The organism is uncultured Helicobacter sp., from assembly GCF_947367035.1.
GTDB lineage: Bacteria > Campylobacterota > Campylobacteria > Campylobacterales > Helicobacteraceae > Helicobacter_D.
Genome location: NZ_CANBCA010000010.1, coordinates 35,267 through 57,618 on the forward strand (window position 1 = coordinate 35,267; position 22,352 = coordinate 57,618).

The following is a 22,352-nucleotide window of genomic DNA, read 5'->3' on the forward strand; positions in this document are numbered from 1 at the left end:
TATTATCCTGTATTTCTAACTCCTTGTGCGATTCCAACAATCGTAGTAACAATCTGTTTAGCGATACGCTCCTTTTGTTCCTCATATTGCGAGTTTTTGTAAGCTTTCATTAAATAAAGTTGAAAGAAGCTAAGACTTGTCAAAAAGGGTTTGCGCAATAAAATAGATTCTTGAATCAATTTTTCACTTGCAAGCAAAGATTCTTCTTGTCGCACATAAAGCAACCAATCTAGCGTGAGACGATATTCCTTTTCTATCATTTGCCAAATTTTTTGACGCAAATTCACATCTTCTACAAAATCATTATAATGTTTTGCGATTTCTAAATCTACTTTCAAAAAAGCTTGGGAGATATTGTCAATCGTTGTTTTAAAAAACAAATCTTTAAGATAACATTGTCGAAAGATTTCCTTTTCTCCACATTCTCTAAATGCCGCTTCTAAACCACTTCCTAAACCATACCAAGCAGGAATAATCGTGCGATTCTGTGTCCAAGCAAACACCCACGGAATCGCGCGCAAATCCTCAACACTCTGCGTATCTCTGCGTTTTGATGGACGCGAACCAATATTTAGTTGTGAAATAAAATGAATCGGAGTAGCGGATTTGAAATATTCCATAAATCCTTTTGTTTCATACACGAGATTGCGATAGGCTTTGCAGGATTCTATGTTTATGATTTGTAAGATAGTTTCAAAGCTAGAATCACTTGCATTGAAATTTGTGCCAAATCTATCATACACAGACTTTTTGAGCAATGTTGCCAAAGCACTTAAAAAACTAGATTCTGCCTTTTTAGGATTTAAATATTTATAGCTAATTACTTCTCCTTGCTCTGTCGTTTTCAAAAACCCTGCTACACTATTGGGCAATGAAGATAATAAAGCGTCCTCTAGTGCGCCGCCTCCACGACTTACGCTTCCTCCGCGTCCGTGAAACAATCTAAACTTTACCTTTAATTCCTGTTCTAGCAAGATGAGATTACCAATCGCCCTACGCAAAGAATAATTACTCGTAAAGATTCCACCATCTTTGCTAGAATCTGAATAACCAATCATAATTTCTTGGCGATTTTTGCGGGATTGCAGATATTTAATATAATGCGGATTGGCACAAAGCTCACGCAAAATCTTTGGAGCAGATTCTAAATCTTTAATTGTTTCAAAAAGCGGTGAAATAGAAATCCGCGTTTTTTTCCCCTCACACCATAATCCACTTTGTTTGGCAAACCATAAGACACAAAGTAAATCATTCGCGCTTTGGCACATAGAGATAATACAAGAATCAATGATATTATCACTGATTCTATCTTTTGCCCATTTGAAATTGACAAAAGCAAGTAAAGTCTCTTGTGTGGATTCGCTAAATTTGCCATAAAATGTATTCAAATCTATAAGAGGCGCACTAAGGGCGGCATTTAAAATCCTCGTTTGCTCATTCTCTGGTAGAAGTAGTAAATCGCCTTGAACATAACCCAAAGTTGCAAAAATCTCTGCAAGAGAGTGCCAAAACACCTCACGATGCTGGCGAAAGTCAAGCCGCATTAGATGAAATCCTGCAAGCAAAACAAGATTCCTTAAATCCCTTAGATAAGTGCTACTGCGTGTATCTAGGGATTCTATCATTAAATCAATCTCTTTAATCAATTCTTTAGAGTTTTCATAGATATAGGGCTTATTTTCATTGAGGGCATTTTGAGGAAGATTTAGCATAAGGATTCTGTTTTGGAGTTTTTGACGCATACAAGTTAATTTGGCGCGGAATGGCTCTTGCAAAAATAACTTTTTTGCTGTGGTATCCAAATGCTCTTTATCTTTCTCCAAACTTACCAACAATTCCTCACTAGGATTGGCATATTCTTGCGCAATAGATAACTCTCTGATTAACTTGTCTATATGTTTTAAATATTGAGAAATGATTGTTGTGTGCTGATGTTTCATTACTTCAATCATCACACGATTGGTTACATAGGGATTCCCATCTCTATCACCACCAATCCAACTTCCAAGCAAAATAGGAGATTTCTTAAGAAAATCATTAGAATGTTCTCCTAAAGTTTCCTTTAATGCGTCTTGTATCTCTTGTAAAACTCGCGCTCCACTTTGCAGAATAGAGCTTTCCATAAAGTAAAGCAGATTGTCTAGCTCAAAAAGCACTTCAATTTTCTCACCGCGCACAATATGACTATGCCAAAGTAGATTTAAACGATATTTTAAATGCTCTTTTGCGCTTCTTTCTCCGAATTTAAACCATAAATGCAAGTCATTATACATCTCGTGATAGCTCTCTAGAAATGTTCTTCGTAGGGATTCTGTGGGGTGTGCAGTAAAAACAGGATAAAATTGGATTTTTTTAAGGACCTCTTTAATATCCTCCTCATCGTATTTTTGTGCCTTCAACTCTTCAATAGCGCTTTTGATTTGCTCTTTGGCTCGCAAACTTAATTGATAACGTTCATCTATAATATTTAAAAGCAAATGGTAAAGCGTAAAAACCTTGATGAGATTAGAAATTTCCTGTGAGTCAAACTCCTTGAAAGACTCCTCTTGAAACAAAAGACTTGGATTATTCTTTAGCGAAATAAAAATGGGTTTCGTATCAGGTGCCACTTCATCTAACAGCTCACTTAAGATTGAAAAAACAAATTCTATTTCTTTGGATTTTTCCATTTGGATTCCTTATGAATTTTACTACGATTCAAGTCAATTTTGAAATTATAACGCGTTTAAATAAGGGGGTGATAAATTTGCCTTTTTGCAACTTGGATTTTACTCCACTGCATTATTGCGAGATTCTATTTTAGTTTAAATTATGGATTGCTACGAGGCTAACGCCTCTCGCAATGATAAGGAATCTCTAGTAAAACTAGAGATAAGAGATTAAAATGAAATTTATAAATTTAAGATTCTTGCAGCTTTTGTAGATAATCCCTAGCCCAAAGGCTAGAGAGTGAATTAAAACTTATATCGGACTCCAAGATTTCCGCTTAGGTAAGTTTCGTTTTTATCATCTACTTTGTTTGTAAGGATTTGTTTTGCTCCAAGTCCTAAGTCAATGTTAAGATTTTCTGTGATTCCAAAACTTCCACCCACGACAATTTGTCCATAAGTTTTGAGATTATCACTTGCATTTATAGAGAAGGGGAGAGAAGAGCCTTGGAATCTAGCACTATAATCGTCCCCATCGTTTAGCAAGTATTGCTCAATTTTAGGAGTGGCAAAGATATAAGAAGTTTCTGTGAAGTATTTTCTAACTTCTAAGCCCAAATCTGCGCTAATGGTGTTGTTTTGTGTTTTATCCACATTTTGGATATAGTCTCCACCTTTTTCTGTATAGCCGGGATTGTTTGAATAGTAGTAATTTAACCCTGCAAAAGGTTTTAAATACAAGCTGTTTTCAAAATCAAAGATTCTACCCACGCTTCCACTTAAACCAAAGAATTTTTTATCAAAATCACTTGTATATCCTTGACCAAGCACAGAAGTGTATTGGTCAGTTTGTGAAAGTTGTCCAAATCCGTGAAGGTTCAATTCCCAGCTTGGGCTTAATTGGATATTAGAATAAATCCCTAGTCTGAAGTTATCGGATTCTTGTTTTGCGCTCTTGTCTTTCAAGTCTGCGTCTGCATAAGTGAAATAGATACCAAGAAGTGCAGAATCTGTGATTTGGTTATCCATACCAAGTGAGATACCATACACGCCACCGCTTTCACCATCTACAATGTTTGCTCCACCAAACGCATTTACCCAAACGCTTCCGTTTGTTCTGCGGTAGAAATCATTATAAACATCGTTTCCAGCTGCTGCAAGTTTTTCACCATAAGGATTGTGTGCTCTTGCGATTCTATCTCCTAAGGTCATATCGTTAGAAACATTGATTGCAGTGCTTACAGAGTTTGTAAAGTTGGTTACAGAACGTGCATTGTCGTAAATGTCGTTTGTCATTGTTTGCCAAGCTCTTCCGTTGTTTAATCCGTTGGATTGAATGTTAAACATAGCAAGTTCATTCAATCCAGATTCTTGTAAAGAATCAAAGATTCCTACTGCTAAATCTCTATGAGAATTTACACCCGCTTGGTTTGCGATAAGGTTAATCCCAGCAGTGTTTAGCTTACCTGTACTATCTTCCCCTACAACTTGTCCATTGCGAATCACATTGTATGTTTTGAAGTATCTGGGATCCGCCGTATTGTTTGGTAGCAATCTATTATAGAGTGCAAGTTTGTCAGTAGTGGCATTGTATGAATCTCTTGCCTCTTGGATTAATGCAACATATTTGTCAAATTTTTCCAAATCGTTTTGTGCTGCTGCTTTGGCTGCTCCTGTTAGAGTGTTGATTCTAGCGACTAATTTTCTCCTATCTTCTTCATTTCTTGCTTGGTCGGAATCCAAAGTAGAAAGTGTGATACTTGTGCCTGTTGTAACGATGTCATCTCTTTTGATATAAAGCTCTTTTAAGCGAGAGTTAGCAGCATTGTTTTTGATGTTATTTTTTGCAGTATTAGTATCTACGAGTTTGCCATAGGAATCTAAAATAGTAGTTGGTGTTCCTTGAGCAAGGTCACTTTGGAAAGCCTGAAGAGGAGCTGTATTTGCCCTAATCAAGTGAACCATATTGTTGATATTTGCTACCCATTTGCCATTGACCAAGCTTCGGATTAGATAGCTTCCAAGTTTGACTTGATTGCCTTGCACATAAAGTCCATTATTGACGATGAGTGCGTCTGTGCCACTTGTGTAGCGGTCTTGCCATTTGATGATGTTGTTGCCCTCAAAGCCATATTTCACTTCGTTCGGAGTTGTATAGTCAAAGAACCCATTTGTATTCCAAGTGTTGTTGAGGATTTTGCCATTAGCGTCTTTGTATGCAACGGCTGTTACATTTCTTTTGTTAGCTTGCGCTTGGTTGTTTAAACCTGCAACGGCTGTATTTCCGTCTAGAGTCGTTAAATTATCAGTTCCTCTTACATTAATAGCATAAGTCCCATCTAATCCTTGAGAAATGCTTCTGTTGAGTAGCTGACTTGCAGTTCTCTCTAGGGTTGCATTTTGGAATCCCAAATTTGTGTTCAAAACCGCTTGAGTTCTACCTGCTACACCTGCTCCTGCCGCAGCTGTTCTCCAAATTCCATCTACTTTTTCAAGATTCACTCCTGCAAGTGTCGCTGTCGTAACAGCACCTTGTGGATTGAGGGTGATGAGTGTTTTTGCCCCACCATTTGCCGAATCAAATCTTAATTGTTTGATGTCATCGGAAACTATGTTTAAATTCGTGTCTGTAAATGTAGCAGTGTTTCCATTAATTGTAATGGCTTTGGAGCTTCTTGGATTTTCAATCTCTATTGTGCCAGTTCCCATTGAGAATGTGTTTGCAGTGATTTCCACAGAAGCGTTTTTGCCAATAGCTAAATTACTAGCATTTAAAGCAACATTTCCTAGAGTTGCGTTTTGCGCACCATTTTTTGCTGTAATGCTAGATACGCCATTGTTTGCTTCAAGGTTGATAGCATTTGTCCCGCTAATCGTAACATTGTCTGCATCTAAGGTAAAGTTATAGAGGGTTTCTGTATTTGCTGTTGTCCCATTAATCGTAAGGCCGCCTTTTGTGCCAGCAGCATTTGCTTCTAGTTTAATTACTGCTTTGCTGTTGGGGTTATCCACCACTGAACCAGCATTTCCATTTCCCCAAGCGGTAAAACTTGTGCTACTCTCTACACCGATACCGCTACCTTTGAAGTATCTTTCCTCTTCTCTTTGTCCGTTGAAAGAAATGTTTGTGCCATTGCCCTCAACCACGTTGCCACCTAAATCTACATTAGGGTTGTGACCTGTTGTAGTAGAGTTCGCTACGCCTGCTGTGTTGTTTTTGCTAGGGGCATTAAGTGTCAAATTTACATCTGTGCCTGCTGCAATCGCTGCATTTGCTTGGTCTTTTTTGGTATAAACACCATTTTTGTCAAACGAAGGGTTTGCTAACGTTGCGTTTCCGTTTTGGTTTGGGCTATTCTCAATATTAGCTGCCAAAACACCCGTGCTAGTCAATGCTACCACACCGAAACCTACAAGCGTTCTGCTTGCTGCCAATGAAAGTTTTGTCATTCTGACTCCTTTAATTTTATATAAAATTAAGCCAGAATAATACCCCCCCCCCCCCCTTAAAAGTCAATTAAATGAGTGAGAAAGTTGAAAGAATTTTTAATTTTTTATTTTTGTCATTAAAATATCCCTGAAATTTGTGTAGAGATTTTGTCCTCTAGCACAGGGATTGCTTCTTGTAAAGTTAGATTGAGTTTGGTGGCTTCTGCAAAAAGTTTGGTAGATTTTTCAGAATAATTGCCTGTGTAAGTTTGTCCGCTATATTGGGCTTGATTTGCATTGAGTTTGCCACCTCCTGAAGTGCTAGCGACATTTCCGCCAAAGCTATTCATAAAGCCGGCTCTTTGTCCATCACGCACACTTGCTTGTCCGCTATCCGTGCCAGTATAGTTTATCGTGCCTCCCTCAATCCTCTGACGCACATTAATATCCACTTGCATTTGAAAAATTGTGTCTTCTGTTAATTTGCCAAGTAGCGCACCTGCAGCTGCACCGGCTAATCCTCCTACCACCGTCCCGGTAGCAGAGTGATGATTATATCCACCTACACCTGCGCCCACTGCACCCCCTAAAACACCTGCGCCCACTGCATTGTTTTCTTGCTTGACATCACAATAAAGCACATTGGCTTGTAAGATAAAGTTTGCTTTATCCGGGTCATCTACGACAATGTAGCCTTTGCTTTGAAGTTTTTGCAAAATCTTGGATTCCAAATTAATCTCTTGTCCGCTTGTGTTACGTAGTGCAACGAAAATAGTTTGCTTGGATTTGCTTACAGGGTCAATAAAAATGCTTTGCGACATCGTAGCTTTGGTTTGTAGAGTTGTCGTTACACAGCCACTTAATGCTAGAGCGCATAAAAGAGAAACCGCTATTGTTTTCATCACTTACCTTTATAAAGAATTTAGAGCGGGTATTATACTAAAATTCTCGCTTTTTAGGTAATGAGAATGGAAAGATTGGATTGTGAATTAAAGTTGCGGGTGGGTTGGAATGTGGGCTTGCTAGGTTATTATGAAGTCTTGCGACTTCTCGCAATGATAGAAAATAAAATCCTCGCAAGAATCAATGAATCGTATTGTTAGATTAAGGGTTGGATTCCAAATGGGGTGGGCGATGGGAATCGAACCCACGACCCTCAGGACCACAATCTGATGCTCTAACCGACTGAGCTACGCCCACCATTTGATAGAAATTAAGAAATGGTCGGGGCGAAAGGATTCGAACCTTCGACCCCTTGGTCCCAAACCAAGTGCGCTAACCAGACTGCGCTACGCCCCGACTGAATAAAGAAGCGCAATTATACTTTTTAAAACCTTAATTGTCAATGTTTTTGTTGGTGGATATAGTTCTTATATTTTTCTTTCAGCTTTTTCTTTAATGTGGTTGATAATGAGCTTGGAATTTCTTGATGTTGAATTAATGAGTGATAATCTTAGTGATACTATTAAACTTTTTTCAAAAGCTTGAATTTAAGCTCTGCAAGCTCCCAATCTGCTAGAGTATCAATATCTTGCACACGTGAGGGTGGAAGTAGGAAGCTTAAGGAATCCTCAAAGATGTTTTGGCGATTTTGCCACACTTCAGCCCTAGCAAAATAAAATTGCCCCGCATCGTGATAGACTTTTTCTAAATCTTGCGAACGTTTAGTGAAATGCTCTAAGAAAAGCATTTTGTTTGTCCCCTCTATGATATTAAAGGCACGATAGGGCGAATAGTCGTATTCTACTGCACTAAAGCAATAGCAATCTTGCGCCTTTTGTCTTGCGAGTTTATAGGTTTCCTTTAAGGCGTTAAAATCAAGTAAGGGAGCGGTAGCATAGAGGCAACATACCCATAAGCCTTTTGTGTTTTGGGGTTTGGCATTTTGCACAGAGAGTTGCTCTATCGCGTGTAAAATCACTTCACGTGTGCTAGCGGTGTCATCACTTAAATTTTCGGGTCGTTTGAGTGTATTTGCACCAAGTTCTCTAGCAATACTTAAAATCTCTTCGTCATCGCTTGAGACAATAATTTCACTAAAAATTCCGCTTTTTTTGGCATTTTGTATGCTATATGCAAGGATAGGCTTACCACAAAATTCCTTAAGATTCTTTCTTTTAATGCGTTTGCTTCCGCCACGTGCAGGGATAATACAGATACAATCTTGAGATTCCATATTTCAAGACTTTTTACGGACAGATTCTTTTAGAATCGTGATAATTTTTTCTTGCTCTTGTGCGCTTAAAGTCGGGAAAAGAGGCAGACTAATTGCGTGTTTGTAGTAGGATTCTGCGACTTTAAAATCTCCCTTTTTAAATCCAAATTTTTTATAAAAAGGTTGCATTGGAATTGGAATATAATGCACTTGTGCGCCAATCCCTGCGATTTGTAGTTTAGCAAATAACTCTCCGCGTTTGATCCCACTTTTTTTGGTCAATAAAATCACATACAAGTGAAATGCGCTGTAATTATAAGGTGCTACAAAAGGGAGCGTGAGTTCTAAATCTCCTAAAGCTTTGTTATAAGTTTGAACAAGTGCGTTGCGTGTGCGGACATAGTCCTCTAGTCTTGATAATTGTGAGATTCCAAGTGCTGCGTGCAATTCACTTAAGCGGTAATTAAAGCCTAAAAATTGTTGCTCATAATACCAAGCCCCCGCAGTTTTTTTACTCCGCAAATCTTTTAAATCTTTTGTGATTCCGTGACTTTTGAGCTTTTGCATTTTAGAAGCATATTTTTGGTTATTGGTTGTTGCGATTCCGCCTTCAGCGCAAGTGATAATCTTTACCGGGTGGAAGCTGAAAATCGTAATATCGCTAAATTTACAACAACCAATAGGAAGTTCGCGATAACTTCCACCTAGTGCGTGTGAAGCGTCTTCAATGATTTTAAATTTATAAATTTTGCTTAAATAATAAATGGATTTCATATCGCAACTTTGTCCTGCAAAATGCACTGCTACAAGCACTTTTGGTAATTTATGTTTGGGGGTGGATTGGAGTTTCTTTGCTAGCTTCTTTGCATCTAAATTGTAAGTAAGTGGGTCTATATCTACAAAATCCACTTTTGCACCACAATAGATTCCACAATTTGCACTTGCGACAAAGCTATTGGGGCTAGTCCATAGCCAATCTCCTTTCTTTAAACCTAGTGTAAGTGCAGCACAATGTAGCGCACTTGTTGCGCTATTAAAGCTTATTCCATATTTTGCTTCTACTTTGTTGGCGACTTTTTCTTCAAACTCTTGCGCCTTTGGTCCTTGCGTGATAAAAGGAGACTTTAAGGCTTGTATGACCGCGTTAATATCTGATTCTATAATTTCTTGTTTGCCATAAGGAATCATTGGAGCAACTCCAAAAAGTCTTTTTGACTTAGCCATTGTGTGTTTGTGCCAGAATCATAGGAAAATCCACGCGGCACAAGCTTTCCTCTCTCACCTAGTGCGTTGATACTAAAGTCAGTGATGAAGCTAAATTGAATCGTAGGGGCAATCATATAATAGTTGTTAAACTCATAAGTGATATGACTATCATCACCTGGACACATTGTTTCGTGGATTTTCTCTCCGGGTCTAATGCCTATGATTTTGTGGGGTAAATTTGGAGCAAGGGCTTTTGCGACTTCTGTTATTTTCATTGATGGAATCTTAGGGACAAAAGTCTCGCCCCCTTTCATTCTCTCAAAGTTTTTTAAGACAAAATCTACTCCTTGTTGCAAGGTAATCATAAATCTTGTCATTTCTGTATCTGTAATAGGCAATTCTTTTGCTCCCTCTTGGATTAGCTTTTGAAAAAATGGGACAACAGAGCCGCGAGAGCCGATGACATTGCCATAACGCACGATAGAAAAACGGGTTTTACGAGAACCCGCAATATTATTTGCTGCGACAAAAAGCTTATCACTTGCAAGTTTGGTTGCACCATAAAGATTGATAGGATTAGCTGCTTTATCTGTGGAGAGTGCAATGACTTTTGAGATTCCATTTGCTAGGGCTGCATTGATGACATTTTGCGCACCATAGATATTGGTTTTAATACATTCAGTCGGATTGTATTCTGCGGCAGGAACTTGTTTGAGTGCAGCAGCGTGGATAATATAATCTATCCCAATTGTCGCTTCTTTTAATCGGTTTTCATCTCGCACATCTCCTAAGAAATATCGCATACAAGGTGCATTGTAAGTTTGAGCCATTTCGTATTGTTTCAACTCATCACGTGAAAAAATGACAATTTTTTTAGGTTTATATCGCTCTAGGAGCGTTTTGGTATAGCATTTGCCAAAGCTACCCGTGCCACCTGTGATTAAGATATTTTTATCCTTAAACATACGATTCCTTTGTATTGTAATTTTTAATGGGTTATAACATTTTCTGTGTTATGGATTGCTTAGGATTAAAGAATCCTTGCAATGATGTATGGATTACCATATCAAGTCTCGTAAGGACGAATTTTTCATCTCTCAAACACTCTCTTAAAAATCGCATCAATATTTTTTGTATAATACTCATAAGCAAAGCATTCCTTGATAGCCGCCTCACCAATAAACCCCACTAGTTCAGAATCTGCTAATAAATACTGCAAATACAAGCTCTCTCCTTTTTCATTCACCACTGCTTTACCCTCTTGTAAATCCTGCCATACTTTCATCGCATTGCGTTGCACGATTTTATACGCATCTTCACGACTAACGCCCTTTTTAGGCAACTCTAATAAGATTCTTTGTGAAAACACAAGCCCACCGGTTAAATTAAGATTTTTCATCATATTTTTAGGATACACCACAAGCTTATCAAGCAATCCCTTAAGTCGCACAAGCATAAAATCAGTAGTGATAAAACTATCAGGCAGGATAAAACGCTCTACGCTTGAGTGGCTAATGTCTCGCTCGTGCCAAAGGGCGACATTTTCCATTGCTGGCAGAGCAAAAGAGCGAATCATTCTACAAAGTCCGGTGATATTCTCACTTAGCACTGGATTGCGCTTGTGTGGCATTGCACTACTGCCTTTTTGCCCTTTTTCAAAATATTCCTCCGCTTCATACACTTCTGTGCGCTGCAAATGCCGCACCTCAACAGCAATTTTTTCACAACTACTAGCTAGAAGTGCCAAATCACTCATTAATCGTGCATATCTATCACGCTGAATGACTTGATTGCTCACAGGAGCGGGTTTTAACCCCAAATCTTTACATACAATTTCTTCTAGCTCAATAGGTGTATGTGCGAGATTTCCCATTGCTCCGCTTAACTGCCCCACAGAGATGACTTCCAAAGTAGATTCCAAAGCCTTTAAATGCCTTCCTAGCTCATCATACCAAATTGCCAAAACGAGCCCAAAAGTAATGGGTTCGCCGTGGATTCCGTGAGAGCGTCCTACCATAAGTGTGCCTTTGTGTTCCATCGCCCTTTTTTTAATCACTTCACGCACCTGCTTAATATCCTCTAAAATAATCTTTAGAGAATCTCGCATTTGCAGCGCCACAGCCGTATCAATACAATCACTTGAAGTAATCCCATAATGCACCCAGCGCGATTCCTCACCTAAGCTTTCAGCCACACTTGTAGTAAAAGCAATTAAATCGTGCTTTGTAACTGCCTCTATTTCATCAATGCGCGCAATATCAAACTTTGCATTCTTGCATATTTTGTCACAATCATCATCAGGGATAAGCCCTAGCTTATTCCACCCGCGCACTAATGCCTTTTCCACCTCTAGCCACGCAGAATATTTAGCATTTAAATCCCATAGTTTTTTCATTTCCTCGCGTGCATATCGCTCTATCATCTCTTAGAATCCTTATTTGTTTATGTTAAAATATACTAACATAATCCTACTTAAAAAGTTACAAAATGCCCTTTATGATAAAAGAATTTCCAATTCCAACACCAACAAGAGCTTATAAATTTCTAATGCAAGTTTTGCATTTGAGTATGGCAGAATCACAGAAGTATATTAATAAGGGTAGGGTAATTTATAAGGGCAAAGCTCTTCAAAATAACGAAAAAGCAAAGATGCTAGAAAAGAGCGTTTGTATTCTTATATTTGAGCCTGATTCTATGGGTTTAAAACCAATTTATGAGAATGAGGATTTTGCTATTTTTAATAAACCTGCTAAAATGCTAATCCATCCTAAAGGTAGATTTGCACATTATAGCTTCATAGATGAGGTGCGCACACTCTATGGTAACAAAGCGAATTTGGTCCATCGGATTGATAAAGAGACTAGCGGACTTGTCGTTGTAGGAAAACATAAAAAGAGCATAGTAGAGCTTGGCGCAATGTTTGCTAATAATGAGATTGTCAAGGAATATTTAGCACTTGTGCAGGGAGATTTTAGTAAAAGTTATTCAAGAGATTTTTGTCTCTCTTTACCCCTCGCGACACAACCCAAAGGGGGAGATTTGTGTGTGCGTTCTAAGTTTTTAGGGCAAAGTGGGGCAGAAATGCTAAAGTTTAAGGAGGCAAAAAGTGAATTTGAAGTCCTTGGGAGCCTAGAGATTCCCTCTATGAGTAAAAAGTTTTTAAAAATTTTGCAACAAGATTCCGCTAATCTCTCTTTTCTTGCTTATCTAAAAGAAAACCAAAGCAAAGAATTTCAACCAGAAAGTATTTGTTGCACTTTGTTAAAAGTGCGACCAAAAACAGGACGCACACATCAAATCCGAATCCATTTATATGCACTAAATTTTCCGATTCTAGGCGATCCACTCTATGGTGCAGAGGATAAACACAGCAGGGAATACTTGAATTGTGAGTTTATCACGCAAGAGGGGCAAAACTTTTTTAGTGATTCCAAACGCCTTCAATATTTCGGTGCAACACGCTTAATGCTCCACGCTTATAGTTTGAAATTTAATTTTTATGGTCAACCTTATTACTTTCAAAGCAGTAAAAACTTTGAGATTCTGTGATGATGGATTGCTACGAAAATTTTTTAAATGACAAGATTAAGATTCTTCCAATAAATTTTTCAAAGCTTGATTGATTCGTTCTTGAGTATTTTCAACCCCTAAAGCAGCAATTAAAGGTGCGATTCCAACACCACCAGGAGAACCAAGTAAAGCGTAACGTAATGGTATAAAGAGGTTTTTAGTCTTTATCCCTTGAAAATCTGCAAAAGTTGCAATCTCTAATTCTGCATCTTGGACATTGACAAATGATTTTTTTTGAGATTCTAAATAAATAGTAAATTCTTTTAAAAGATGAATATTTTCATTGTTTTTGACCTTTTGTCGCATTTTTTCATCATAGATTGCTACTGGATTTAAACAGGTTTTGAGAATCTCAACGAACTCTAACAAAGTTTTAGAACGTTCTTTAATCTCTGGATATAGAATCTCTTGTATAGATTTGCTAGGAATCTCTGCGCCATAAAAGGGCAATAATGTATTGAGTTGTTTGCAATCCATTTGGTGCAAATAGTGCGCATTAAGCCACAATAATTTTTCTTTATTATAGGCGGAGGGAGCACTATTTAAGCTGTTTGGATTAAAGAAGTCTAACATCTCTTGTATGGAAAAAATTTCTTGGTCGCTATGACTCCAACCCAAACGCACAAGAAAATTTAATAAAGCTTGTGGCAAAAATCCTAAGTTCTTATATTCCATTACACTCATTGCTCCATCACGTTTGCTCAACTTTTGTCCTTGGGGGTTTAGAATCATCGGAACGTGATAGAATCGCGGAATCACAAAACCTAATGCCTGATAAAGAATGATTTGTTTCGGGGTGTTGCTTAAGTGGTCATCTCCGCGAATTACATCGGTGATTCCCATTAAAGCATCGTCAATTGTTACAACAAAATTATAAGTGGGTGTGCCATCACTCCTTGCAATGATAAAATCGTCTAATTCTTTTGCTGCAACTCTTATTTCTCCTTTTACTCCATCAAGAAAACAAATTTCTCCCTCACTAGGTGCCTTGATTCGCACAACCGGTTTTATATCTTTAGGAGGTGTGCCGACAAAATCACGATAACGATTGTCATATTTCCATACTTGCCCTTTTGCTTCTGCTTCTTTGCGATTTTTTTCTAATTCTTCTTTTTGCATATAGCAATAATATGCTTTACCTTCTTTTAATAGGCGGTCAATGTATTCTTGATAGAGAGGAAATCGCTGACTTTGATAGACCACTTCGCCATCATAATCCATTCCAACCCAATGAAAAGCTTGGAGAATCGCCTCTTTAGCATCTGTTGAATTACGTGCTAAATCGGTGTCCTCAATGCGCAGTAGAAATTTCCCACCATTTGCCCTTGCATAGAGATAATTAAAGAGTGCAGTGCGTAAGCCACCAATATGCAAATAACCTGTGGGGGAAGGCGCAAATCTTGTTATAATTTTGCTCATACCTATTCCTTAGATGAAGTTTATGTATTTAGAATCTTAGCTTAAGATTGCTGAAATTGGCAAATTTATCCTGATAAATAAGGTTCTTTCAATGCTGTCCTAATTTTGTAAATGAATCCAAATATATTTAAAAGAGTTATTTTAATGTTTCAAGATATGCGCCAATATCTTCCATATCTCGTCTAACATAACGTTGCGCTATTTGGTTTTTGACAAAACGAGATTGCCCATCAAAGCTTTGATTTTGGTAGGTTTTAATCTCCTCTGCAATATCTTTTGCTTTCCAAGTATTAATGGGAGTTTTACCTGCTGTAGAGATTTCACCCTTTGAGCCGTGGCAACTTGCACAATCCCGCTCATAAAGCTTTTTACCATTTTCTAAATTTGCTGTTTTAGATGTAGCAGCTACTGAAGCTGTGCCTAAAACACTATCTAAAAAGCTTCTTTCTTGAATAGTTATATCCGCATCTTCGCGCACAACCTTAATGTCTTTTGAACCTAAGTTTTTGGAGTATTTTTGCAAAATTGCCTTGATTTCTTCCCCAAATTCACCTTTTAGTTCAAAGCAGATACATTCATTTGCGCCAAGTGCATTGCTGAAAATTGCTATACAAGCAAGAGTTGATAAAAATTTTTTCATTTTTAAGATTCCTTAAATTTGTAATGTAATGGCGCAATTTTGCCTAAAATTTATTGATTTTTTGTTTAAAGTTAAAAGCCACTTTAGCTAGGATAGTTTATAATTGCCTCGCCTAAGTGAAGCGTGTTCCTTTGATTTTGGAGTCCAACAGAATTGAGTATTGCTGGTTGTATAGTTGGCTTGGTGCGATGGTGTTTTTGCTTGAGTCTCTTAAGTTGAGATGAGAATCTGCCGCCTAATAAGCTGCTTATGGCTGGAATCGTTGCCTATTTCGGGCTACACAAATAAGTAACGCCCACTTGGGTTTTGTGAAGGCTACGTTTTGTGTAATTTTGGTTTTTAAAGTTTTAAAGCGAGAATTTTAAAAACTAAAATATTTTTCAAGGTTGTAAAATGGAAATTGTAATTGTAGGTAGTGGTGGGCGTGAATATTCTATTGGGCTTGGATTGCAAAATGAATGTAGGATTGATGGGATTTATTTTTACCCAGGCAATGGGGCGACAAGCAGACTCGGGAAAAATATTGATTTTTCAAATGACCAAGAGTTTATTAATTTTGCATTAGCGCGTCAAATTGGGCTTGTGATTATCGGTCCTGAAGCACCATTGGTGGGGGGATTAGCAGATACTTTGCGTGAGAATGGAATCTTGGTTTTTGGTCCAAGTGCAAAAGCGGCAAGATTAGAAGGTTCTAAAGCGTATATGAAAGAATTTGCAAAAAGATATGGAATCCCAACTGCAAATTTTATCCAAACAAGTGATTATACAGAATCTTGTGCATTTATTGAGAGCTTGAATTTGCCCATTGTAGTCAAAGCTGATGGCTTGTGTGCGGGCAAAGGAGTTATCATTGCTACAAGCTATGAGGAAGCAAAAAAGGCAGCTAAGGAAATGTTAGAGGGGAAAAGCTTTGGTAATTCTGGTAAAACAATCGTGATTGAAGAATATTTAGATGGGTTTGAACTATCTGTTTTTGCACTCTGTGATGGAAGAGATTTTATTGTGTTACCCGCGGCACAAGACCATAAGCGACTTTTAGATGGGGATAAAGGTCCAAATACTGGGGGAATGGGGGCTTATGCTCCTGCTCCTTTGGCAACTCCTCAAATCCTTGAGGAGATAAAGTCAAGTATTATTGTGCCAACGCTTGAAGGAATGGAAAATGAGGGAAGTCCCTTTAGCGGCACCTTGTTTTGTGGAATTATGGTTGTTAAAAATAAGCCTTATTTATTAGAGTTTAATGTCCGTTTTGGTGACCCAGAGTGTGAAGTGCTAATACCACTTTTTAAAAATGGTTTATTAGATTGTTTTTTGGCTTGTGCTAAGGGCGATTTGAAAAATACGAAATTTGAGTTAGAATCCAAAACTTGCGTTGGAGTTGTGGTGGCTTCTAAAGATTATCCTTATAAAAATTCTAAAAAAGAAAAAATAATATTAGAATCTTTAAATAAAGAGGTAGAATCGCATATTAGTTTTGCAGGTGTCAGTAAGGAGGGAGAAGATTTGTTTGCAACAGGAGGACGCGTGCTTGTATGTGTAGGAAAAGGTAATAACATACAAGAGGCATTAAAGAATGCTTATAAACAAGTGGAATCTATAAAATTTAATGGTAGGCAATATCGCAAGGATATTGCCTACCAGGCGTTAGGGGAAAAATGAATACAGAGAAGATTGAAGAGATTTTGGCGCGTGAGGAAATCCAAATCGCACCTTATTGGAAGCGAGTGGTTGCACATATCATTGATGACTTGTTACTTAGTATGGTGATTATTGGAATCTATTGGGATAGTATTATTCAAAATACAGGGAATGCGGAAGCCATTTTAGCCATTGTTTCTAATTCTTGGCTGGTTCTTTATGGAATCCGCATTTTATACCATTGGCTTTTTGTGCAGTATTATGGTGCAACCATTGGCAAAATTGTGGTTAAGATTCGTATTTTAGAGGTAGAATTATTGGATAATCCAAGCTTAAAACAGGCTCTTGTGCGCTCATTATTACGCGCATTCAGCGAGTTTTTGATGTATTTGCCTTTTTTTTATATTTTTGCGAATCCTTTAAGAAGGGGTTTGCACGATATGGCAACTAATACATTGGTTGTAGAGTTGAAACACTATAATGCTTAAGTTAAAATTTGGAATCCCATTAAGCTTAGTAGCAATGGCTTTGCTAATGCCAAGTATTTTGCAAGCACGTCCTTCAATCCAGCAATTTAATGCCAATCAAGAAGCTATTTTTGAATTTTTGGCTGATGATATGGAATATAGTCAGTCCAAAGTCATTGGTAAAGGACACGCAACAGTTATTAATCTAGATTATTTTGTAACAGCTAATGAAGCAACTTATGATACGAAAAGTGGAGAAATTACCTTAAGCGGCAATGTGAATGCTTATAAGGGAAATGCACTTTATTTAAAGGCTCAAAAAATTAAAATTAAAATGCAGCAGGATTATTCTTTTTTAGAGCCTTTTTATTTGCAAGATTCTATGAGTGGTTTATGGGTAAATGCTAAAAGTGCGCAATATGATAAGAATGTCTATCAAACACAAGATTCAACCCTTTCAACTTGTAGCGTGAATAATCCTATTTGGCAGTTAAAGGCAAGCAAGAGTGAATACGATGTGAATCAAGAGTGGTTAAGAGTGTGGAATCCTCGTCTTTGCATTTATGAAATGCCCGTGCTTTATTTTCCCTACCTTTCTTTTTCTTTGGGTTATAAGCGTAAAAGTGGTTTGCTTTATCCTGAAATTGGAAACTCTAAAGATGATGGTTTCTTGTATTCCCAACCGATTTTTATTGCCCCATACGATTGGTGGGATATGACTTTCAAGCCTCAAGTGCGGACAAAAAGAGGAGCGGGATTCTATAACGAGTTTAGAATGATAGACGATAAAGATGAAATTTTGTGGGCAAATTTGGGCTATTTTGGTGATACAAATAGCTACCAAAATACTTATGATTTGGAAAATCAAGACCATTTTGGATTTCAATTAAAATATGAACGTAAAGATTTGCTAACAAAAACGCAAAATTATTTCTATGAAGATGGAATTTATGCTGATATTACACAAGTAACAGATGTGGATTATTTTAGATTAACTGATGAGGAGACTAGAGCATCTGCAGATTTGCAAGGAAGCCTTTTGACTTCTCGCTTAAATTATTTTTTAAAAAGTGAATCAGATTATGTGGGAGTTTATGGGCGTTATTATTCGGATTTGGATAAGACGAGCAATGCAGAAACTTTACAAACCTTGCCACAGGTGCAATATCATCGCCAATTCAACAAATTATTCTTGGATAATTTGTATTATAGCTTTGATTATCAAGCCAAAAATTTTACACGTCCTATTGGCTATCGTGCGGTGCAACAAGAAGCGCAACTTCCTTTGATTTATACGCAAAATTTATTTGATGATTTTGTGAATTTGTCTGCTTCGCCTATTATCTATGGAACACAGGTTAATTATAGTAATGTTAAACAAGGGCATTTAGAAGATGGACGCTATATTACGCAACATTATCAATTTAAAGCAAATTCTGATTTAGTTAAGCAATATGAAGCATTTGGACATACTTTAAGCCTTGAGACTTTGTATATTTTGCCCGGATTTGATAGTCAAAAAGGAGATTTTCAAGATTTTTTTGATTTGCCTGGTCATAGACAAGAATTGCGATTGAATGGCTCTCAATATTTTTATGATTTAGAAGATACACTTTGGCTTTCTCACCGCATCAAACAAGCTTTTTATTTAGAAGATAATCATCAGGTGGGGGAGTTAGAAAATGAAATCCAATATTTTTACGATTATGAGTGGAGTTTTTTAAGCAGTATTTTTTATTCACATCAGAAAGCTAGAATTTCAGAAGCTACACATCAAGTTCATTATGATGGAGAATATCTAAAGGCAAATTTTGGACATTTCTTTCGTGAATCTTTTGCGAGTGTGGATTGGAATCGTGGGAGATTTGGAGAGGCAAATTATCTAATGGCTGGATTGAATAAGGAGTTTGAGAATATTGACATTTTTGCAAGTGCTGGTTATGATTATAAAGAACGTTATTTTAAGACTTGGCAAGTGGGATTTGAAACTTCAATTCGTTGTTTTTCTTTTGGTCTTAAATATGTCAGTGAAATTTATCCAATGTTAACCACGCGTGGGGCAGAAGCAAGAGATGATAAATATGTGTTATTCACAATTAAATTTATTCCTTTATTAAGTAGTGATATAAAAGTGGGTAATTAAAGGGCAAAGAATATGGGTAATTTAAATAATGGAATTGCAAATACAATTAAAGGTGGCTTTGTGGGTAATGCGATGCATTCTATGCGGAGAAAAACCCTTTTTGAAAATCGTGAAGATGCATTGCAAAAATTGCTTCACAATATGCCATTAAGCTTTTTTGAAAAGCAAGATTGTATAGTGGTTGGAATCTCTTTTGAGGGGGTTTTTTTTGCACATCGTTTAGCGCAGGCAATTAAAGCACCTCTGGCTTTTCTTTTTACTTCACCTATTTTAGCTCCCAACAACCCAGAATGCGAAATTGCAATGGCAACTGAAACACACGATGTTGTGATTAATGAGCCTTTAGTGCGGTCTTTTGGAATTAGTTTGGATTATATTTATGGTGAAGTGCAAAGACAATATGAAGATAAGATGTTGCCTTTAATTTATCAATATCGTAAAGGTAATCCCTTGATTTCCCTTAAAGGAAAACGCATATTACTTGTAGATGAGGGGATTGATAGTGGTTTAACCGCACTTGCTTCTATTAAATCAGTGATTACTTTACAAGCCAAAACAGTGTATTTTGCTTGTCCTGTTGCCCCCATAGAGGTTGCTGAAATAATGGAGGAAGCAACCGATGGCATTTTTTGTCTTTATCAATCCAAAAATTTTGTAGATATTGGGTATTATTACAAAGATTATCCTGCCATAGAGCCTTCAGTAATTGAAGGAATTTTTAACGAGATACAACCATAAAGTTCAAGGAGAAGAAAAATGGGTGAAGCGAAGCTGTCGTTTTTAGGACAAGAAGAAAGGTATATTTTTGATAAGTTTGCAAAACAAGCCAATGGAAGTGTATGTTATCAAAGCGGAAATAATGTTTTACTCGCCGCAGTTGTAATTGATAGTGATTGTATTGTAGAAGAAGATTTTTTACCTTTAACTGTGCAATACATTGAAAAGGCTTATGCTGCAGGGAAATTTCCCGGAGGCTATGTGAAAAGAGAAGCAAAGCCTAGTGATTTTGAAACCTTGACTGCTAGAATCATAGACCGCTCTTTACGCCCATTATTTCCTAAAAACTACTGCTATCCTACACAAATCACAATTCTTGTTTTAAGTGCTGATAGCAATTCAGATTTACAGCTTTTGGCTTTAAATGCAGCAAGTGCAGCATTATATGTTTCCGAGATTCCGCTTACCTTTCCTGTCAATGGTGTGCGAATTGGTAGAATTGGAGAGGAATTCGTGATAAATCCAGATTTAAAAGCACAAGAGCAAAGCACATTGGATTTGTTAGTAAGTGGTGTGAATGAGGATTTGCTAATGATTGAGATGCGCACTTTTGGTGGAGTGAGAGTTAAATCTTCAAGAAATCCTTTGAGTTTAATGACAACTTTACAAGAGGAGGAAGCAATTTCCTTGAGTGCAAATGAATTAGAAGAAAGTCAATTGATGGAGGCACTAGAGTTAGCACGCACTCAAATTGCTCTTAAAAGTCAGCTAATGAAAGATTCTTTTATGCCTTTTATCAAGACACCTTTAAAATTAGAAGAGGGGAGAAAAAGTTTTATATGCGAGAGAATCGCAAATTTTATTTGCGAAAAATATCTAGAGTCATTACAGAGTGTCCTTGCATTTTTATCCAAAACAGAAAGGCATAGCCGTTTAAAAGCTTTTGCTAGAAAGATTATGGAGGATTGGAAGCAACAAAATCCTAATGATGTAGAATTCTTAGAACAACGTGTTGATGAAACACTAGCAAAAGTGAAGCGCACTCTTGTTCGTAAGATGATACTAGAGGAAGGCAAACGAGCAGATGGTAGAGGATTAAAAGAAGTGCGCCCTATTAGCATTGAGACAAACCTTTTGCCTAAAGCTCACGCAAGCGCACTTTTTACGCGAGGGCAAACACAAGCACTTGTGGTCTGCACACTGGGGGGGGATATGGACGCACAAAATTATGAATTACTCACAGAAAAATCTACTTCCAAAGAACGTTTTATGGTGCATTATAATTTTCCACCTTTTAGTGTCGGGGAAGCAAGTCCTATTGGTGCGACAGGCAGGAGGGAGTTAGGACACGGCAATCTTGCCAAACGCGCACTAGAATGTAGTTTGATTAATGGGGATTCTAAAACGATTCGTTTAGTGTCTGAAATCTTAGAATCTAATGGCTCTTCTTCTATGGCAACGGTGTGTGGCGGTTCTTTGGCATTAGCAGCTGCAGATATAGAATGCGTTGCACTCATTGCTGGGGTTGCTATGGGACTTGTGTGTGAGGGAGAAAAGTATGCGATTCTAACTGATATTATAGGCCTAGAAGACCACGAGGGCGATATGGATTTCAAAGTTGCAGGGAGTATCAATGGAATCACTGCATTACAAATGGATATTAAGCTTGGAGGGTTGAAAACAGAAATCTTAAAAGATGCACTTTTTCAAGCAAAAGAAGCACGTTTGCATATTTTAAAAATAATGGAAGAGGCAAAGAGTAAAATAGTTTTAAACACAGAATCTCTCCCTAGCGCACAAACTTTTGCAATTCACCCAAGCAAGATTGTAGAAGTGATTGGACAAGCAGGAAAAACAATTAAGGAAATCATTGAGAAATTTGAAGTCGTGATTGATTTAAATCGCGAAAATGGTGAAGTTAAAGTCAGTGGTGGAAATAAACAAAAAGTGAATGCGGCAAAAGAGCATATTATAAACATTGCCAATACTAAAGAATATAAACCAAATTTTGATGAACTTTATCAAGTGGGAGATATTTACACAGGGAAAGTAAAAAAAGTGGTAGAATTTGGCGCATTTATAGAATTACCGCATCATTATGATGGATTGTTGCACGTCTCCAAAGTTACAAATAATAGAAGCGAACGCATTAGTGATTATCTAAAAGAGGGAGATGAAGTGCGTGTAGAGGTACTATCACTTAATAAAAATAAAGTGGAATTAGGGCTTGTAGATTAGCTTAAATTAAACAAAAATTTAGCTAAGCACATTTATAATTGTACCTTACAAAGTGATAAGTAGGGGAATGAATCCGAACGGA

At 37.3% G+C, this 22,352-nt stretch carries 16 protein-coding genes and 2 tRNA genes; 7 read left to right on the forward strand and 11 right to left on the reverse strand.

Translation table 11 applies throughout. The features are described 5' to 3' along the window. Nucleotides 1-2: 2 nt before the first annotated feature. The 3 genes from Q0Y61_RS04830 to Q0Y61_RS04840 all read right to left on the reverse strand — a co-directional run bounded on the left by Q0Y61_RS04830 (nucleotide 3) and on the right by Q0Y61_RS04840 (nucleotide 6,979). Nucleotides 3-2,669: a phosphoenolpyruvate carboxylase gene (locus tag Q0Y61_RS04830; protein ID WP_297812213.1), complete on the reverse strand. Its 2,667-nt coding sequence runs from the start codon at nucleotides 2,667-2,669 to the stop codon at nucleotides 3-5. A gap of 285 nt (nucleotides 2,670-2,954) precedes the next feature. Further along, the gene (locus Q0Y61_RS04835) at nucleotides 2,955-6,098 is read right to left on the reverse strand and encodes an autotransporter outer membrane beta-barrel domain-containing protein (protein WP_297812215.1); all 3,144 of its coding nucleotides are present in this window, start codon (nucleotides 6,096-6,098) and stop codon (nucleotides 2,955-2,957) included. Between the two features lie 116 nt (nucleotides 6,099-6,214). Then, nucleotides 6,215-6,979 carry a complement resistance protein TraT gene (locus Q0Y61_RS04840; protein ID WP_297812218.1) on the reverse strand — a complete coding sequence of 255 codons (765 nt, stop codon included), beginning with the start codon at nucleotides 6,977-6,979 and terminating at the stop codon, nucleotides 6,215-6,217. Nucleotides 6,980-7,045: 66 nt separating this feature from the next. Here Q0Y61_RS04840 and Q0Y61_RS04845 point away from each other — a divergent pair, with 66 nt between their 5' ends. After that, nucleotides 7,046-7,180: a hypothetical protein gene (locus Q0Y61_RS04845; protein WP_297812221.1), complete on the forward strand. Its 135-nt coding sequence runs from the start codon at nucleotides 7,046-7,048 to the stop codon at nucleotides 7,178-7,180. 20 nt (nucleotides 7,181-7,200) lie between these two features. Here the strand turns inward: Q0Y61_RS04845 and Q0Y61_RS04850 are convergent. The 6 genes from Q0Y61_RS04850 to purB all read right to left on the reverse strand — a co-directional run bounded on the left by Q0Y61_RS04850 (nucleotide 7,201) and on the right by purB (nucleotide 11,860). After that, a tRNA-His gene (locus tag Q0Y61_RS04850) sits at nucleotides 7,201-7,277 on the reverse strand. A gap of 21 nt (nucleotides 7,278-7,298) precedes the next feature. Further along, a tRNA-Pro gene (locus tag Q0Y61_RS04855) sits at nucleotides 7,299-7,376 on the reverse strand. 166 nt (nucleotides 7,377-7,542) lie between these two features. Continuing rightward, nucleotides 7,543-8,253 (reverse strand): pseudaminic acid cytidylyltransferase, encoded by a 711-nt coding sequence (gene pseF / locus Q0Y61_RS04860; protein WP_297812224.1) that lies wholly within the window; start codon nucleotides 8,251-8,253, stop codon nucleotides 7,543-7,545. Between the two features lie 3 nt (nucleotides 8,254-8,256). Continuing rightward, the gene (gene pseC / locus Q0Y61_RS04865) at nucleotides 8,257-9,456 is read right to left on the reverse strand and encodes a UDP-4-amino-4,6-dideoxy-N-acetyl-beta-L-altrosamine transaminase (RefSeq protein ID WP_297812228.1); all 1,200 of its coding nucleotides are present in this window, start codon (nucleotides 9,454-9,456) and stop codon (nucleotides 8,257-8,259) included. Then, on the reverse strand, nucleotides 9,417-10,403 hold the full coding sequence (gene pseB, locus Q0Y61_RS04870; protein ID WP_297812232.1) for a UDP-N-acetylglucosamine 4,6-dehydratase (inverting): 987 nt from the start codon (nucleotides 10,401-10,403) through the stop codon (nucleotides 9,417-9,419). The genes pseC and pseB overlap by 40 nt, the downstream gene beginning before the upstream one ends. Before the next feature lie 125 nt (nucleotides 10,404-10,528). After that, nucleotides 10,529-11,860 carry an adenylosuccinate lyase gene (purB, locus tag Q0Y61_RS04875; RefSeq protein ID WP_297812235.1) on the reverse strand — a complete coding sequence of 444 codons (1,332 nt, stop codon included), beginning with the start codon at nucleotides 11,858-11,860 and terminating at the stop codon, nucleotides 10,529-10,531. Nucleotides 11,861-11,925: 65 nt separating this feature from the next. Between purB and Q0Y61_RS04880 the strand changes: the two genes are divergently transcribed. Next, nucleotides 11,926-12,987, forward strand: coding sequence for an RluA family pseudouridine synthase (locus Q0Y61_RS04880; RefSeq protein WP_297812238.1), 1,062 nt, complete (start codon nucleotides 11,926-11,928; stop codon nucleotides 12,985-12,987). Between the two features lie 36 nt (nucleotides 12,988-13,023). On the opposite strand, the gene gltX is transcribed toward Q0Y61_RS04880, so the two are convergent. Continuing rightward, nucleotides 13,024-14,427, reverse strand: a complete 1,404-nt coding sequence (gltX, locus tag Q0Y61_RS04885) for a glutamate--tRNA ligase (protein ID WP_297812241.1) — start codon at nucleotides 14,425-14,427, stop codon at nucleotides 13,024-13,026. Nucleotides 14,428-14,563: 136 nt separating this feature from the next. Then, on the reverse strand, nucleotides 14,564-15,067 hold the full coding sequence (locus tag Q0Y61_RS04890; protein ID WP_297812244.1) for a c-type cytochrome: 504 nt from the start codon (nucleotides 15,065-15,067) through the stop codon (nucleotides 14,564-14,566). 393 nt (nucleotides 15,068-15,460) lie between these two features. On the opposite strand from Q0Y61_RS04890, the gene purD reads away from it, so the two are divergent. Genes purD through Q0Y61_RS04915 form a run of 5 tightly spaced genes read left to right on the forward strand, consistent with a single transcriptional unit; the run spans nucleotide 15,461 to nucleotide 22,270 of the window. Then, nucleotides 15,461-16,726, forward strand: a complete 1,266-nt coding sequence (gene purD / locus Q0Y61_RS04895; RefSeq protein ID WP_297812247.1) for a phosphoribosylamine--glycine ligase — start codon at nucleotides 15,461-15,463, stop codon at nucleotides 16,724-16,726. Continuing rightward, nucleotides 16,723-17,193 (forward strand): RDD family protein, encoded by a 471-nt coding sequence (locus Q0Y61_RS04900; protein ID WP_297812249.1) that lies wholly within the window; start codon nucleotides 16,723-16,725, stop codon nucleotides 17,191-17,193. Before purD ends, Q0Y61_RS04900 begins: the two co-directional genes overlap by 4 nt. Continuing rightward, on the forward strand, nucleotides 17,186-19,315 hold the full coding sequence (gene lptD, locus Q0Y61_RS04905) for an LPS assembly protein LptD (RefSeq protein WP_297812252.1): 2,130 nt from the start codon (nucleotides 17,186-17,188) through the stop codon (nucleotides 19,313-19,315). The genes Q0Y61_RS04900 and lptD overlap by 8 nt, the downstream gene beginning before the upstream one ends. 12 nt (nucleotides 19,316-19,327) lie before the next feature. Continuing rightward, nucleotides 19,328-20,053, forward strand: a complete 726-nt coding sequence (locus Q0Y61_RS04910; protein WP_297812255.1) for a phosphoribosyltransferase family protein — start codon at nucleotides 19,328-19,330, stop codon at nucleotides 20,051-20,053. Between the two features lie 18 nt (nucleotides 20,054-20,071). Continuing rightward, nucleotides 20,072-22,270, forward strand: a complete 2,199-nt coding sequence (locus tag Q0Y61_RS04915; protein ID WP_297812258.1) for a polyribonucleotide nucleotidyltransferase — start codon at nucleotides 20,072-20,074, stop codon at nucleotides 22,268-22,270. The last annotated feature ends 82 nt before the right edge of the window (nucleotides 22,271-22,352 follow it).